The following is a 13,529-nucleotide window of genomic DNA, read 5'->3' on the forward strand; positions in this document are numbered from 1 at the left end:
CCTGCTTACCTTGACAGTTTTCCCGCCCCGGTCCAAGGACAGCGGCAAGACAACCCGCAACCGGGCGTTCCGTGGGCGCCAAACCGACGAGGAGGACATATGTCCCAGATTTCCCTGACTTTCCCCGATGGCAACGCGCGCCACTATCCCGCAGGCATCACTGCCGCGCAGGTCGCCGAAAGCATCGCGCCCAGCCTGGCGAAACGCGCGATCTCGGCCAGCCTTGACGGGCGGCACATCGACCTGGCCTGGCCCATCGACGGCTCGGGCGCGATCAGCATCCACACGATCAAGGACGACGCCCCTGCCCTGGAACTGATCCGCCATGACTTTGCTCATGTCATGGCGCGTGCGGTGCAAGAGATCTGGCCCGATGTGAAGGTCACCATCGGCCCGGTGCGGGATTACGGCTGGTTCTATGACTTTGACCGCAGCGAACCCTTCACCCCCGAGGATCTGGGCCGGATCGAGGCGAAGATGCGCGACATCATCGCCGCCCGCGATCCCGTTCGGACCGAGGTCTGGGACCGCGACCGCGCCGTCGCCTATTACAAGGACCGGGGCGAGCCGTTCAAACTGGAGCTGATCGACCGCATTCCCGAAGGCGAGGATTTGCGGATGTACTGGCACGGCGACTGGCAGGATCTGTGCCGTGGCCCGCATTTGCAGAACACCGGCCAATTGCCCGCCGATGCCTTCAAGCTGACCCATATCGCAGGGGCCTATTGGCTGGGCGACAGCAGCCGTCCGATGCTGCAACGCATCTATGGCGTGGCCTTTCGCAACCGCGACGAATTGAAGGCCCACATGACCATGCTGGAGGAGGCCGCCAAGCGCGACCACCGCAAGCTGGGCCGGGAAATGGACCTGTTCCATATGCAGGAGGAGGCGCCGGGCCAGGTCTTCTGGCACCCGAACGGTTGGAACATCTATACCACGCTGCAAGACTATATGCGCCGCCGCCAGCGGGCCGACGGCTATGTCGAGGTGAACACCCCTCAGGTCGTCAGCCGCAAGCTGTGGGAAGCGTCGGGGCATTGGGAAAACTATCAGGAAAACATGTTTATCGTCGAGGTGGACGAGGATCACGCGCGGGCCAAGACCGTCAATGCTTTGAAGCCGATGAACTGCCCCTGCCATGTGCAGATCTTCAATCACGGCCTGAAATCCTATCGCGACTTGCCCTTGCGCATGGCGGAATTCGGATCCTGCAACCGCTATGAACCCTCGGGCGCGCTGCACGGGATCATGCGCGTGCGCGGCTTCACCCAGGACGACGCCCATATCTTCTGCACCGAGGACCAGATCGAGGCGGAAACGAAGAAGTTCATCGAATTCCTGGCAAGTGTTTATGCCGACCTGGGTTTTGACAATTGGCGGATCAAGCTGTCCACGCGGCCTGAAAAGCGCATCGGATCGGACGAAAGCTGGGATCGGGTCGAGGCCGCTCTTGGCAATGCCTGCAAGGCTGCCGGATACGATTACGAACTGTTCCCGGGCGAAGGCGCCTTTTATGGGCCAAAGCTGGAATTCGTGCTGCGCGACGCCATCGGCCGCGACTGGCAATGCGGCACGCTGCAGGTTGACCCGAATTTGCCGGAACGGCTGGATGCGGAATATGTGGGCCAGGACGGCGCGAAGCATCGTCCCATCATGCTGCACCGGGCAGTCCTGGGATCGTTCGAACGCTTTATCGGCATCCTGATCGAAAACAACGCGGGCAAGCTGCCCTTCTGGCTGGCCCCGCGCCAGGTGGTCGTCGCATCCATCGTGTCCGACGCCGACGCTTATGTCGCCGAAGTGGTCGCCGAACTGCGTGCGGCAGGCATCCGGGCCGAGGCGGATACCCGCAACGAAAAGATCAACTACAAGGTCCGCGAACATTCGGTCGCGAAGGTGCCTGCGATTCTTGCCATCGGCATGAAAGAGGTAGAGGATCGCACCGTATCGCTCCGGCGCCTGGACCAGCAAGGGTCACGTTTGTTACCGTTAACCGAAGCCGTGGCGATGCTGAAAGACGAATCCACCTCGCCCGACCTGCGCTGAATTTTGTTTTCCCGCACGTTTATCATGCGCAGGCCCCCGTCTCCGCACGTTTATCATGCGCAGGCCCCCGTCTGCGCACGTTTCCTGCTTGCCTTTTTTAACGATTCGTCCATCCTTTCAGCAGCGTGAGCGAAGCCTTTCTACCGCCTCCCTTTTACGGGCAGCCGGAATATCGAAAGCGGGCTGCACGGCCTGACGCAATCCTGCGCCAGGAGGACTTGAAGGAGAGAACGGTTATGGCGACCGGAACGGTTAAATGGTTCAACGCCACTAAGGGCTTTGGCTTTATCGCCCCCGATGACGGCGGCAAGGACATCTTTGTCCACATCTCGGCCGTGGAACGCGCCGGGCTGACGGGCCTGAAGGACAACCAGAAGATCGCATACGAATTGCAGTCCGGCCGCGACGGCCGTGCATCGGCCAGCGATCTGAAGCTGCTCTGATCCAGCTTCCCCAGGTTGCGGAACGGCCCGCCATCGCGGGCCGTTTTTCGTTTGCGTTCCCTTGCCGAAAGAACCGCCATGATCCCGTTCGACATCTTTGCGGACCCCTTGTGCCCCTGGTGCCTGATCGGCAAGGTCGAACTGGACCGCGCCTTGGAAAGCCGCCCGCTGCATCCGTTCCAGATCGCCTGGCATCCCTTTCGCTTGAACCCGCAGATGCCCAGGGGCGGCATGGACCGGATCGAATATCTGCAGGCCAAACTGGGGCCACGCGCCGAAGAGGCCGCCCGCATGGTCGCGCAACGGGCGGCGACGCTGGGTTTGAACCTGAACCCATCGGCCCGCGAACCGGACACGACCGACGCGCATCGGCTGATGCACTGGGCCGGCCTGGAGGGCGCGCAGACGCGGGTCATGTCGGGCCTGTTGCGCGCGCATTGGCAAGAAGCCCGTGACATCGGCGACCCTGCCGAACTTGCCCTGATTGCAGGATCGGCAGGAATGGACAGCGATCTTGTGTCGCGCCTTCTGTCCACTGATGCCGACCGGAACGAGGTTGCAGCCCGCGAACAGCACGCCCGGAATCGTGGCGTTACCTCGGTCCCGACATTCATCGTGGCAAACCAGCACGCGATCAGCGGCGCGCAGTCTGCAAGCCTGTGGCAGCAAGTGATTGACGAGTTGACGAACGCACCCTCGTAGGAACTTGCACAATGTGCAATTTCGGATTACAGGAATCGCCTGACGAAAGGCCCCCGATGTCCGTGATTGCCCCTGACGTGAACGCGCCGCAACGCCGTTTGCCCCTGCCCGAATTCGTTGCGATGCTGGCCTTTCTGTTCGCCACCGTTGCCTTTTCCATCGACGCAATGCTGCCTGCCTTGCCCGATATTGCTGCCGAACTGACGCCCGACAACGTGAACCGCGCCCAGTTGATCCTGACGGCCTTCATGGCGGGCATGGGGATTGGCACGCTGTTCGCCGGTCCCATTTCCGACGCCATCGGGCGCAAGCCTGCGATCTATCTGGGTGCCGCGATTTATATCGTCGCAACCGTGGTCGCGATCTTTGCCCATTCGATCGAGTTCCTGCTGGCCGCCCGCTTTGTCCAGGGCCTGGGCGCATCGGGTCCGCGCATCGTTGGCATGGCATTGATCCGCGACCTGTATGCAGGCCGGGAAATGGCGCGGATTTCCAGCTTTGTCATGATGGTCTTCATCCTGATTCCCGCCCTTGCACCCTCTATCGGGGCAGGCATCATCTGGGTCTCGGGCTGGCATGGCGTGTTTGTGGCCTTTATCCTGTTTGCCCTGGTCGGGTCTGCATGGCTGGGTCTGCGCCAGGCCGAAACGCTGCCCCCCGCCGCGCGCCGGCCGCTGCGCATCGCGCCGCTCAGTGCGGCTGCCCGAGAGGTTCTGTCTGACCATCAGGTCATGCTTTGCACATTGATCCTGACGCTGGGCTTTGGACAAATGTTCGCCCTGCTGTCATCGGCCCAGCAATTGTTCGGCGAGGCTTACGGCAAGGGCGATAACTTTCCGGCCTGGTTTGCACTGATGGCGATCCTGTCGGGGATCGGAACGCTCTTGAACGCGACCTTTGTGATGCGCTTCGGAATGCGACGGATCGCGAAATGGGCCTATGTCATGCAGACCTGCGTGTCGTCGGTGATGCTGGTCTTGGTCCTGGCGGATGTCCTGCCCACCGGGCTTCGCTTTCCGGCGTTCTTCTTTTGGGCAGTCAGCGTGTTCTTCATGGCGGGCGTGACCTTTGGCAACCTGAATGCCCTGGCCTTGCAGCGCATGGGCCATATCGCGGGCATGGCCGCGTCCATCATCGCGGCCCTGTCCACGATCGCGGCCACGCTGATCGCGGCCCCTGTCGGCCTGCTTTACAACGGCACGGCAATCCCGGCGACCATGGCCACGCTGATCTGTTCAGCCCTTGCCTGGTTCCTGATGGGCTTTCTGCGCGACTGACAGGTCGGCCCGGCCCGACCGCCGGGTCACGAAGCGCGCATTGGCAAGGTCGTTTTCCAGATGCTCCGTGACCCGGTGCGCATCCTTGCCAAAGCCCTGCCAGCGGGCGACCAGCCGCCTTTCAAGCTCTGCCTCGGGAACATCCAGCCAGATCCTCAGGTCGTACCGCAGCCGGTTCCAGGGTGGGGTATCCAGCAGCAGATAGTTCCCCTCGATCACGACGATTCGGTGATCGGGTGCGACAACGCCTGCCCCCGCGACCGCGATTTCCCGGCTGCGGTCAAAGACGGGAAAAATGACCTCGGACCGCGGCACGGCCAGCCGTTCGACCAGAACCGCAAACCCTTCGGCATCAAAGGTCTCGACCGCGCCCTTGCGGGCCAGCAGGCCGCGTGCAGACAGCACCCGGTCGTCCAGATGAAACCCGTCCATCGGCACCAGGATGGCATTATCCAGGCGCGCCGCAAAGGCTTCGGCCAAGGTGGACTTGCCCGATCCGGGGGCGCCTGTCACGGCAACCAGAACCCGCGCGCCCCCTATCCCACGGACCCGGGCCAGCAACTCCTGGCCTTCTTCTTCATCGAAATATCCTGGGGGGAATCCGAAGGACGGGGGGCAAGGCCCCCCTCTTGCAACGGTCACGCAGCGATCCCCTCTGGCAGGCGGGCGCCCGTCATATAGGCCACCGCATCGGACATGGTATGTTCCTTGGGATCGATCACGCACAGGCGCTTGCCCAGGCGGTGGATATGGATGCGGTCGGCCACTTCGAACACATGGGGCATATTGTGGCTGATCAGCACGATGGGAATGCCGCGCGACCGCACGTCCAGGATCAGGTCCAGCACGCGGCGGCTTTCCTTGACGCCCAAGGCGGCGGTCGGTTCGTCCAGGATGATGACCCGGCTGCCGAATGCCGCAGCTCGGGCCACCGCCACGCCCTGGCGCTGACCGCCCGACAGCGTTTCGACCGGCTGGTTGATGTTCTGGATCGTCATCAGGCCCAGTTCCGACAGCTTCTGGCGCGAAAACGCGTCCATGGCGGGCTTGTCCAGCATCCCGAACCACTTGCCCATGATGCCGGGACGCTGGATTTCGCGGCCCATGAACATATTGTCGGAAATCGACAGCGCGGGCGACAGGGCCAGCGTCTGATAGACCGTCTCGATCCCCGCGCGGCGGGCTTCCAGGGGGCTGGCAAAGCTGACCGGATGGCCGTCCAGTCGAATTTCCCCCTCGTCAGGCTGGACCGCGCCGGATATCGCCTTGATCAGGCTGGATTTGCCGGCGCCGTTGTCCCCGATCACGGCCAGGATCTCGCCGGGATACAGATCAAAGTCGGCATGGTCCATCGCGGTCACGCGGCCATAACGCTTGACCAGGTTGCGAGCATACAGAAGCGGCTGTTGGGTCATGATGAAATCTTCCTGATCCATTGGTCGATGGCGACGGCGATGATGATCAGCCAGCCGGTTGCGAACAGTTGCCACAGCACGTCCACTCCGGCCAGGCGCAACCCTGAATTGAACACACCCACGATCAGCGCCCCGATCAGCGGCCCCAGGATCGACCCCCGCCCGCCGAACAGGGAAATGCCGCCGATCACCACCGCGGTGATGGATTCCAGGTTGGCCTCGAAGAACGAGGTCGGACTGACCGATCCCACACGCCCGATGGACGACCAGGCGGCAAGCCCACAGATGACGCCCGATACGATATAGACCGACATCAGCACGCGCTTGGTCTGGATCCCAGCCAGGGCGGCGGATTCGGGATCATCGCCCACGGCATAGACCCGACGGCCCCAGGCGGTCTGATACAGCGCATACCACAGCACCGCAAAGACCACGACCATCAGCACCACGCCATAGGTCAGCACCGCCCCGCCCACCGTAAAGCGTTCGCCGAAGAACTTGAGCAGCGGTGCCTCGGCATCAAGGGTCTGGCTGCGGATCGTTTCGCGGTTCGACAGATAATAATTCAACGCAAGGAAGATATTCCATGTCCCCAGCGTGGTGATGAAGGGCGGCAGCTTCAGCCGCGTCACAAGCGCGCCGTTCAGCGCGCCTGTTGCTGCCCCGCAGGCCAGCCCGACAAGGATGGAAATCGGCACCGGGATGCCGAAATCCACCGACAGCTTGCCCATGATGACAGACACCATCACCATGACGGCACCAACGGACAGGTCGATGCCCGCCGTCAGGATCACCAGCGACTGCGCGGCGGCCAACGTCCCCACCACCGCCACCTGTTGCAGGATCAGCGACAGGTTGAAGGCCGAAAAGAAGTTGGGCGATATCAGCCCGAATGCCGCCACCGACAGGACCAGCACGATGACCGGGACCATGGTGGGATAGCGGTGCAGGAAATACTGCAGCCGGGCAAGCGTGCCACGCGAATGATGATCGAAGCTCGCGACCGCCTCGGACGGATTGCGTGCGACCACGGGGTCGGGAGTGTCGGACATCAGGCCCTCCGATGTTCAGGAAGGGCGGCGGTTCGGCCCGCCGCCCGCATGATCAGGTCAGCCCCAGCACTGGGCCAGGCCGTCTTCCACGCTGATCGAGGCCACGCCCTCGACCGGCTGATCTGTGACTAGGTTCACGCCGGTATCGGTGAAATCCAGCCCTTCGGTGGCTTGCGGCTTGGTGCCGTCCTTGGCAAAGGCGGCGATCGCCTCGATCCCCATGGACGCCATTTTCAGCGGATATTGCTGCGAGGTGGCGCCGATCACGCCCGCCTTGACGTTTTCCACGCCGGGGCAGCCGCCATCCACGGACACGATGGTCGCATTGCCTTCCATGCCGAACGACTTCAGCGCCTCATAGGCCCCTGCGGCAGCCGGTTCGTTGATGGTATAGATCAGGTTGATCCCTGGATTCATCTGCATCAGGGCTTCCATCGCCTGGCGACCGCCCTCCTCGTTCCCCGAGGTTACGTCATGGCCGACGATGCGGGGGTCTTCCTCGTCGCCGATGACGTTTTCATCCTTCACATCGACGCCAAAGCCTTCCAGGAAACCTTGGTCGCGCAGTACATCGACCGAAGGCGCGCTTGCCGACAGATCCAGCATGGCGATCTTGGCATCCGCTGCCGCATCGCCCATCTTGCCCGCGGCCCAGGCGCCGATCAGGCTGCCCGCCTCCCGGTTGTCGGTTGCAAAGGTTGCATCAGCCGCGTCGATCGGGTCCAGGGGCGTGTCCAGCGCAATGACAAGGATGCCGGCATCGCGGGCCTGCTTGACCGATTCCGTGATCGCCTTGGTGTCGGACGCGGTGATCAGGATGCCCTTCACGCCCGCCGCGATGCAGCTTTCCATGGCCTGTTGCTGGGTTTCATGGTCGCCGTCGATCTTGCCCGCAAAGCTCATAAGCTCGATGCCAAGCTCCTCGGCCTTCGCGGTGGCGCCTTCCTTCATCTTCACGAAGAACGGGTTGATGTCGGTCTTGGTGATGATGCAGGCCTTGACGGGATCCTGCGCAGCGGCGACGCCCGCCGACAGGGCCAGCACCGACGCGGCCAGCGACAAGCGAAGCGAAGACTTGATGATCATTCCTGAAACTCCTCCGAATGGCGGCACCTCCTCCGCCTTGCCTTATCAGGAAGCACGAAGCGTTTCCTCTTGTCAATAAGTCAATCATGTTGATTAATGTGCTGCAGGAGGCGTCTGCAATGCTGAACCACCCTCATCACTGGGCTGATCTCAGCCAAAACGAGCGGTCGATCTTGTCGCTGATCCGCAAACGCGGTCCCCTGCCGCGCGCCGCCTTGGCCCAGGCTACAGGTCTGTCGCCGCAGGCCATCACGAATCTGACCAGGAAATTGATCCAGAATGGTTTTCTGGAAGCCGACGCGGTGGTTCGCGGCAGGGTGGGCCAGCCCTCGACGCCCCTGTCCCTGGCCCCGGAAGGGGCGCTGTTCCTGGGCCTGAAACTGGGCCGCAGGCTGGTCGAACTGGCCTTGGTGGATTTCGTCGGAACGGTAAAGATCCATCGCCAAGAGATATATCCCCATCCCACCCCCGAACGGATCATGACATTCGCCCGGCACGGGATTGCCACGATCCTGGCATCGACACCGCAGCCGCTGCGAATCGCGGGACTTGGCGTGGCTACGCCCTTTCGCCTTTGGGATTGGGGGGCCGAGATGGCGGATTGGCACGGCTTCGATCTGGCTGCCCGTTTGGCCGAGGAACTGCCCTTTCCGGTCTTTCTGGAAAACGATGCCAGCACCGCTTGCGCGGCGGAACTGATCTTTGGGCGCCTGTCCCTGCCCCGCGATTTCGTTCACCTGTATGTGGCCCATTTTGCGGGCGGGGGCGTGGTGCTGGATGGTCGCCTGCGCGTCGGGCCGCACCGCAATGCCGGGGCGCTTGGGTCGATGCCCATTCCCGGCGGGCGGCAGTTGCTGGACCTGGCCTCGGTTTCCACGCTGGAGGAACGGCTGGGGCATCCCCTGCCCCCCGACGATTCCGGCTGGCTGGTTCCCCCGGACATCGAAGCGCGCTGGATTGCGCAATCTGCCGATGCCCTGGCTTTCGCCGCCTTGTCGGCCACGGCGCTGCTGGATATTCCGGTGGTGGTGATCGACGGCGCCGTGCCGCCCGCGACCCGCCGCGCCCTGGCGGACGCCACCCGGACCGCCTTGGCCCAACTGCCTGCCGCGGGCATCGACCGCCCCCGGATCGTCGAAGGCAGCCTGTCGCGCAGCGCCCGTATCCTTGGGGCCGCCGCCCTGCCGCTGGCGCATTTCTTCGAACCGGGGGGCGCCCCGGCTTGACACCGGCGCCTCGGCCTCTATAAGCGCGCACTTCATTGGTGTTGGCGGACCCCGCAAGGGGAAGCCTGTCGGGTCTTCGGACCAAAGGACAACGCCCTTCGATAAATCAAAGAAGGAGATCAGCGGTGACGAAACGCACCTCTGCCAAATACAAGCTTGACCGCCGCATGGGCGAAAACATCTGGGGCCGCGCCAAATCCCCGGTGAACCGCCGCGAATACGGTCCCGGCCAGCACGGCCAGCGCCGCAAGAACAAGCTGTCGGATTTCGGCACCCAGTTGCGCGCCAAGCAGAAGCTGAAGGGCTATTACGGCGACCTGACCGAAAAGCAATTCCGCCGCATCTATGCCGAGGCCGAGCGCATCAAGGGCGACACCGGTGAAAACCTGATCGGCCTGCTGGAACGCCGGTTGGACGCCGTTGTTTACCGCGCAAAGTTCGTGGCCACCATCTGGGCTGCCCGGCAGTTCGTGAACCACGGCCATATCGAGGTGAACGGTCAGCGCGTCAACATCGCGTCCTATCGCGTCAAGGAAGGCGACGTGATCGCCATCCGCGAACGCTCGCGCCAGTTGGCCATTGTGCTGGAAGCCGTGGGCCTGACGGAACGCGACGTGCCGGATTACCTGGAAGTCGACCACAACAAGATGACCGCCACCTTCGTGCGCACCCCGGCCCTGGGCGACGTGCCCTATGCCGTCGTGATGGAGCCGAACCTGGTCGTCGAATACTACGCCAAGAACTGATCCTTCCGGTTCTGCGCAAAATCGGGCCGCATCCTCCGGGATGCGGCCTTTTTCATTTTCTGGTTAATTAACCATTTGCTTCCGACGCTGGGTCACGTCTAGTTGATATGTCCATTTACTCGTCCGCATGTTTCTCGCGATCCCCTTATCGATTCGGCGCGCTGTCCGAGTCTGCCCATAGGAAGACGACATGCCTTACACGACTCCTCTCCCCGATAGCTTCCTCGACCTCAGTGCGGAAACGCCGATACTGACGCTGCCACCGACTTTCGTGTTGAACGACTTGGGCAACTCGACCGAATTTGCCCAGTACGATGTCGAGGCAACTTCTGCCACGACGCTGGAACCAGGCGACGAACTGACCCTTGTTGATGCCGACGGCAATCCGGTTGATGCGGGTACGTTCGCGGGAACGGCGACCCTGACGACCGCCACCGGGGGCGTGAGCGTTCTCGGCCTTGCGGGTGCGACAATCCAGATCAATCCCATCACCGCCCCGGTTTATGTCGACGAGAACGGCCAAGCCTATATGATCACCAATGAACCTTTGAGCGCAGATCGGCTTGGGGTGACGATCACGATTGATGCTATTCTTTTGCCCGACATTACATTGAATGTCCCCATCTCCGAGATCGCGGATGCACTTCCATTGGAGCTTGGCGCGCTTTTGACGCCAATTACCGATGAAGTGCAGCGACTTCTTGACACGGTAATTGAATCCTACAGCTATAATCCCGCCGGCACGCTTGCCCTGGCTGAGGACCAGATCGTTCCCTGCTTTACACGCGGCACCATGATCCTGACCGCCGATGGTCCCGTGGCGGTCGAGGATTTGGCTGTTGGCACGATGGTCCTGACGCGCGACAATGCGCTCCAGCCGGTCCGCTGGATCGGTCGGGTGACCCTTTCGGCAGAACGCCTGCGTGCCCAGCCGAACCTGCGTCCGATCCGCATCGCGGCGGGCGCCCTTGGCCCGAACCTTCCGGCCCAGCCCCTTATGGTATCCCCCCAGCACCGGATTCTTGTCCGCTCTGCCATCGCGCAGCGTATGTTCGGCGCGGTCGAAATCCTGGTGGCGGCCAAGCAGCTTTTGCCGCTGGAGGGGATCGACATCGCGCAGGATCTAGAAACGGTCGAATATTTTCACGTCCTGTTCGACCGTCACGAGATCGTCTTTGCCAACGGGACCGAAACGGAATCCCTGTACACCGGGCCGCAAGCCCTGCGCGCGGTCGGCCGTGCCGCGAGGCAGGAGATCTTTGCCCTGTTCCCCGAACTGGAACGGGCGACCGCCCTGCCGCCTTCGGCGCGGGAACTGGCAAGCGGTCGCATGGCCCGCAAGCTGGCGATGCGCCATCTTCAGAACGGCAAGCCCTTGGTGACGATGCATTGACAGGCTGACATCCGGCGGCCACGGCTGCCGGATTTCCCGCGCATGATACTTCCTTGGCGCGCCGCGATGGACTAGACGGGGCGCGCAAAGGATATGAACATGACGCAGATCACGCCGAAACCCGGCATCATGGACATTGCGCTCTATGTCAGCGGCGAAAGCAAGCTGGCCGGGCGCGACAATGTGCTGAAGCTGTCCTCGAACGAAAACCCGCTGGGTTGCAGCGACAAGGCCCGCGCGGCCTATGCTGCGGCGGCGGCCGATCTGCATCGCTATCCCAACACCGACCACGCCCCCCTGCGCCGCGCGATCGGGCAGGTCCACGGCCTTGATCCCGACCGGATCATCTGCGGCGTGGGCTCCGACGAGGTTCTGCAATTCGTCGTCCATGCCTTTGCGGGCACGGGGGATCAGGTCATCACAACCGAGCATGGTTTTTCCATGTATCCGATCCTGGCCCGGATGGTGGGTGCCGTGCCCGTCACCGTGCCCGAGACAGACCGCCGCATCGACGTGGACGCCATCCTGAATGCCGTGACGGACCGCACGCGCGTGGTCTTTATCGCCAACCCGGCCAATCCGACCGGCACCATGCTGACCCCGGGCGAGGTGGGGCGCCTTGTGGATGGCCTGCCCGCGTCGGTGCTGCTGGTCCATGACGGCGCCTATACGGAATTTGCGGCCGGCGCCGATGGTGGGGCGGATCTGGTGGACCGGCATCCGAACGTCATCATGACCCGCACATTCTCCAAGATCCACGGGCTTGGCGGGCTGCGCATCGGCTGGGGCTATGCCAGCCGCCAGATCATCGACGTGCTGAACCGGATCCGGCAGCCCTTCAACCTGTCCAATGCCCAGATGGCCGCAGCCGAGGCCGCGATCCTCGACACGGCCTTTCGCGACCGCTGCGCCGACCTGAACGCCCGAATGCGAGAGCGGATGCGCAATTTGCTGATCCAGATGGGCATCGGCTGCGACGAAAGCTTCGCGAACTTTGTACTGGCCCGATTTGCGGACCCGGCGCAGGCCGAAGCTGCCGATGCTGCCCTGCGCGATGACGGAATCCTTGTCCGCCGCGTCGCAGGCTATGGCCTGCCCGCCGCCCTGCGCATCACCGTGGGCGACGAGGACGGCGTGACCCGCGTGTTAGACAGCCTGGGCCGCTTCATGGCGGATCGGAGGGGCGCATGAGCGTGATCTATGACCGCGTAGCCCTGATCGGGCTGGGCCTGATCGCCGGGTCCATGGCCCATGCCATCCGCGAAAAGGGCTTGGCGCAAGAGGTCGTGGGCTATGCCCGCAGCAGTGAGACCCGCGACATTGCCCGCGACATCGGCCTTTGCGACCGCATCGCTGACAGCGCGATTGACGCCGTGACGGATGCGGACCTGATCGTCTTGGCCGTGCCGGTTGGCGCAATGGGGGCGATAGCCGCCGAAATCGCGCCCCATCTGAAACCCGGGGCGACCGTCACAGATGTGGGTTCCGTCAAGCAGTCGGTGATCGACGCGGTGGCCCCGCACGTCCCGCCCGACGTCCATTTCGTGCCCGGCCACCCCCTAGCGGGGACCGAACACTCTGGTCCACGCGCGGGCTTTGCCAGCCTGTTCCAGAACCGCTGGTGGCTGCTGACTCCCTTGCCCGACACCGATCCCGCCGCCGCTGCCCGCCTGTCGGATCTGGTGCGCGCGATGGGCGCCAAGACCGACAACATGGAACCGGCGCATCACGATCTGGTCTTGGCCGTCACCAGCCACGCACCACACCTAATCGCCTATACGATGGTGGGGGTGGCCGACCACCTGCGCCGCGTCACGGACGAGGAAGTGATCCAGTATTCCGCCGCCGGTTTCCGCGACTTTACCCGCATCGCCGCCAGCGACCCGACCATGTGGCGCGACGTGTTCCTGCACAACAAGGATGCCACGCTGGACATCCTGGGCCGCTTTACCGAGGAACTGTTCGTCTTGCAGCGCGCGATCCGCATGGGCGACGGCCAGCAGTTGTTCGATTACTTCACCCGCACCCGGGCGATCCGTCGCGGCATCATCGAGGCGGGACAGGACACCGCCGCGCCCGATTTCGGCCGCGTCAGCCCGGCGCGGTAAGGCTATCATCCTGAACCGGGCTGCCCTAACTGTTG

12 protein-coding genes and 1 pseudogene are annotated in these 13,529 nt (G+C 63.2%); 9 read left to right on the forward strand and 4 right to left on the reverse strand.

Annotation, left to right across the window (positions count from 1 at the left end; genetic code table 11):
* Window positions 1-99: 99 nt before the first annotated feature.
* The 4 genes from thrS (at window position 100) to LZ585_RS09210 (ending at window position 4,468) form a co-directional block, all read left to right on the forward strand.
* A complete protein-coding gene (gene thrS, locus LZ585_RS09195) occupies window positions 100-2,046 on the forward strand; it encodes a threonine--tRNA ligase (RefSeq protein WP_234853287.1) in 1,947 nt (648 codons plus the stop codon).
* Window positions 2,047-2,282: 236 nt separating this feature from the next.
* Window positions 2,283-2,489 (forward strand): cold-shock protein, encoded by a 207-nt coding sequence (locus LZ585_RS09200; RefSeq protein WP_234853288.1) that lies wholly within the window; start codon window positions 2,283-2,285, stop codon window positions 2,487-2,489.
* A 78-nt stretch (window positions 2,490-2,567) separates the two neighbouring features.
* Window positions 2,568-3,191 (forward strand): DsbA family oxidoreductase, encoded by a 624-nt coding sequence (locus tag LZ585_RS09205; RefSeq protein WP_234853289.1) that lies wholly within the window; start codon window positions 2,568-2,570, stop codon window positions 3,189-3,191.
* 56 nt (window positions 3,192-3,247) lie between these two features.
* Complete coding sequence (locus tag LZ585_RS09210; protein WP_234853290.1) at window positions 3,248-4,468, forward strand: multidrug effflux MFS transporter; 1,221 nt, start codon at window positions 3,248-3,250, stop codon at window positions 4,466-4,468.
* Here the strand turns inward: LZ585_RS09210 and LZ585_RS09215 are convergent.
* The 4 genes and pseudogenes from LZ585_RS09215 to LZ585_RS09230 all read right to left on the reverse strand — a co-directional run.
* Window positions 4,427-5,035, reverse strand: a pseudogene (locus LZ585_RS09215) (AAA family ATPase); the annotation flags it as partial. The gene LZ585_RS09210 and the pseudogene LZ585_RS09215 overlap by 42 nt on opposite strands.
* Before the next feature lie 71 nt (window positions 5,036-5,106).
* Window positions 5,107-5,883 carry an ATP-binding cassette domain-containing protein gene (locus LZ585_RS09220; RefSeq protein ID WP_234853292.1) on the reverse strand — a complete coding sequence of 259 codons (777 nt, stop codon included), beginning with the start codon at window positions 5,881-5,883 and terminating at the stop codon, window positions 5,107-5,109.
* The gene (locus tag LZ585_RS09225; RefSeq protein WP_234853293.1) at window positions 5,880-6,935 is read right to left on the reverse strand and encodes an ABC transporter permease; all 1,056 of its coding nucleotides are present in this window, start codon (window positions 6,933-6,935) and stop codon (window positions 5,880-5,882) included. The genes LZ585_RS09220 and LZ585_RS09225 overlap by 4 nt, the downstream gene beginning before the upstream one ends.
* A 57-nt stretch (window positions 6,936-6,992) precedes the next feature.
* The gene (locus LZ585_RS09230; protein WP_234853294.1) at window positions 6,993-8,021 is read right to left on the reverse strand and encodes a sugar ABC transporter substrate-binding protein; all 1,029 of its coding nucleotides are present in this window, start codon (window positions 8,019-8,021) and stop codon (window positions 6,993-6,995) included.
* Between the two features lie 119 nt (window positions 8,022-8,140).
* On the opposite strand from LZ585_RS09230, the gene LZ585_RS09235 reads away from it, so the two are divergent.
* The 5 genes from LZ585_RS09235 to LZ585_RS09255 all read left to right on the forward strand — a co-directional run bounded on the left by LZ585_RS09235 (window position 8,141) and on the right by LZ585_RS09255 (window position 13,494).
* The gene (locus LZ585_RS09235; protein WP_234853295.1) at window positions 8,141-9,247 is read left to right on the forward strand and encodes an ROK family transcriptional regulator; all 1,107 of its coding nucleotides are present in this window, start codon (window positions 8,141-8,143) and stop codon (window positions 9,245-9,247) included.
* A gap of 125 nt (window positions 9,248-9,372) precedes the next feature.
* Window positions 9,373-9,993 (forward strand): 30S ribosomal protein S4, encoded by a 621-nt coding sequence (rpsD, locus tag LZ585_RS09240; RefSeq protein WP_234853296.1) that lies wholly within the window; start codon window positions 9,373-9,375, stop codon window positions 9,991-9,993.
* A gap of 271 nt (window positions 9,994-10,264) precedes the next feature.
* A complete protein-coding gene (locus tag LZ585_RS09245) occupies window positions 10,265-11,386 on the forward strand; it encodes a Hint domain-containing protein (protein WP_234853297.1) in 1,122 nt (373 codons plus the stop codon).
* Window positions 11,387-11,485: 99 nt separating this feature from the next.
* A complete protein-coding gene (gene hisC / locus LZ585_RS09250) occupies window positions 11,486-12,577 on the forward strand; it encodes a histidinol-phosphate transaminase (RefSeq protein ID WP_234853298.1) in 1,092 nt (363 codons plus the stop codon).
* Window positions 12,574-13,494, forward strand: coding sequence for a prephenate/arogenate dehydrogenase family protein (locus LZ585_RS09255; RefSeq protein WP_234853299.1), 921 nt, complete (start codon window positions 12,574-12,576; stop codon window positions 13,492-13,494). Before hisC ends, LZ585_RS09255 begins: the two co-directional genes overlap by 4 nt.
* The last annotated feature ends 35 nt before the right edge of the window (window positions 13,495-13,529 follow it).

The sequence above is a fragment of the Paracoccus everestensis genome, assembly GCF_021491915.1.
Lineage (GTDB): Bacteria > Pseudomonadota > Alphaproteobacteria > Rhodobacterales > Rhodobacteraceae > Paracoccus > Paracoccus everestensis.

Coding starts and splice junctions, on each gene's coding strand:
- thrS (WP_234853287.1), top strand. CDS start 100: ATGTCCCAGATTTCCCTGACTTTCCCCGATGGCAACGCGCGCCACTAT.
- LZ585_RS09200 (WP_234853288.1), top strand. CDS start 2,283: ATGGCGACCGGAACGGTTAAATGGTTCAACGCCACTAAGGGCTTTGGC.
- LZ585_RS09205 (WP_234853289.1), top strand. CDS start 2,568: ATGATCCCGTTCGACATCTTTGCGGACCCCTTGTGCCCCTGGTGCCTG.
- LZ585_RS09210 (WP_234853290.1), top strand. CDS start 3,248: ATGTCCGTGATTGCCCCTGACGTGAACGCGCCGCAACGCCGTTTGCCC.
- LZ585_RS09220 (WP_234853292.1), bottom strand. CDS start 5,883: ATGACCCAACAGCCGCTTCTGTATGCTCGCAACCTGGTCAAGCGTTAT.
- LZ585_RS09225 (WP_234853293.1), bottom strand. CDS start 6,935: ATGTCCGACACTCCCGACCCCGTGGTCGCACGCAATCCGTCCGAGGCG.
- LZ585_RS09230 (WP_234853294.1), bottom strand. CDS start 8,021: ATGATCATCAAGTCTTCGCTTCGCTTGTCGCTGGCCGCGTCGGTGCTG.
- LZ585_RS09235 (WP_234853295.1), top strand. CDS start 8,141: ATGCTGAACCACCCTCATCACTGGGCTGATCTCAGCCAAAACGAGCGG.
- hisC (WP_234853298.1), top strand. CDS start 11,486: ATGACGCAGATCACGCCGAAACCCGGCATCATGGACATTGCGCTCTAT.
- LZ585_RS09255 (WP_234853299.1), top strand. CDS start 12,574: ATGAGCGTGATCTATGACCGCGTAGCCCTGATCGGGCTGGGCCTGATC.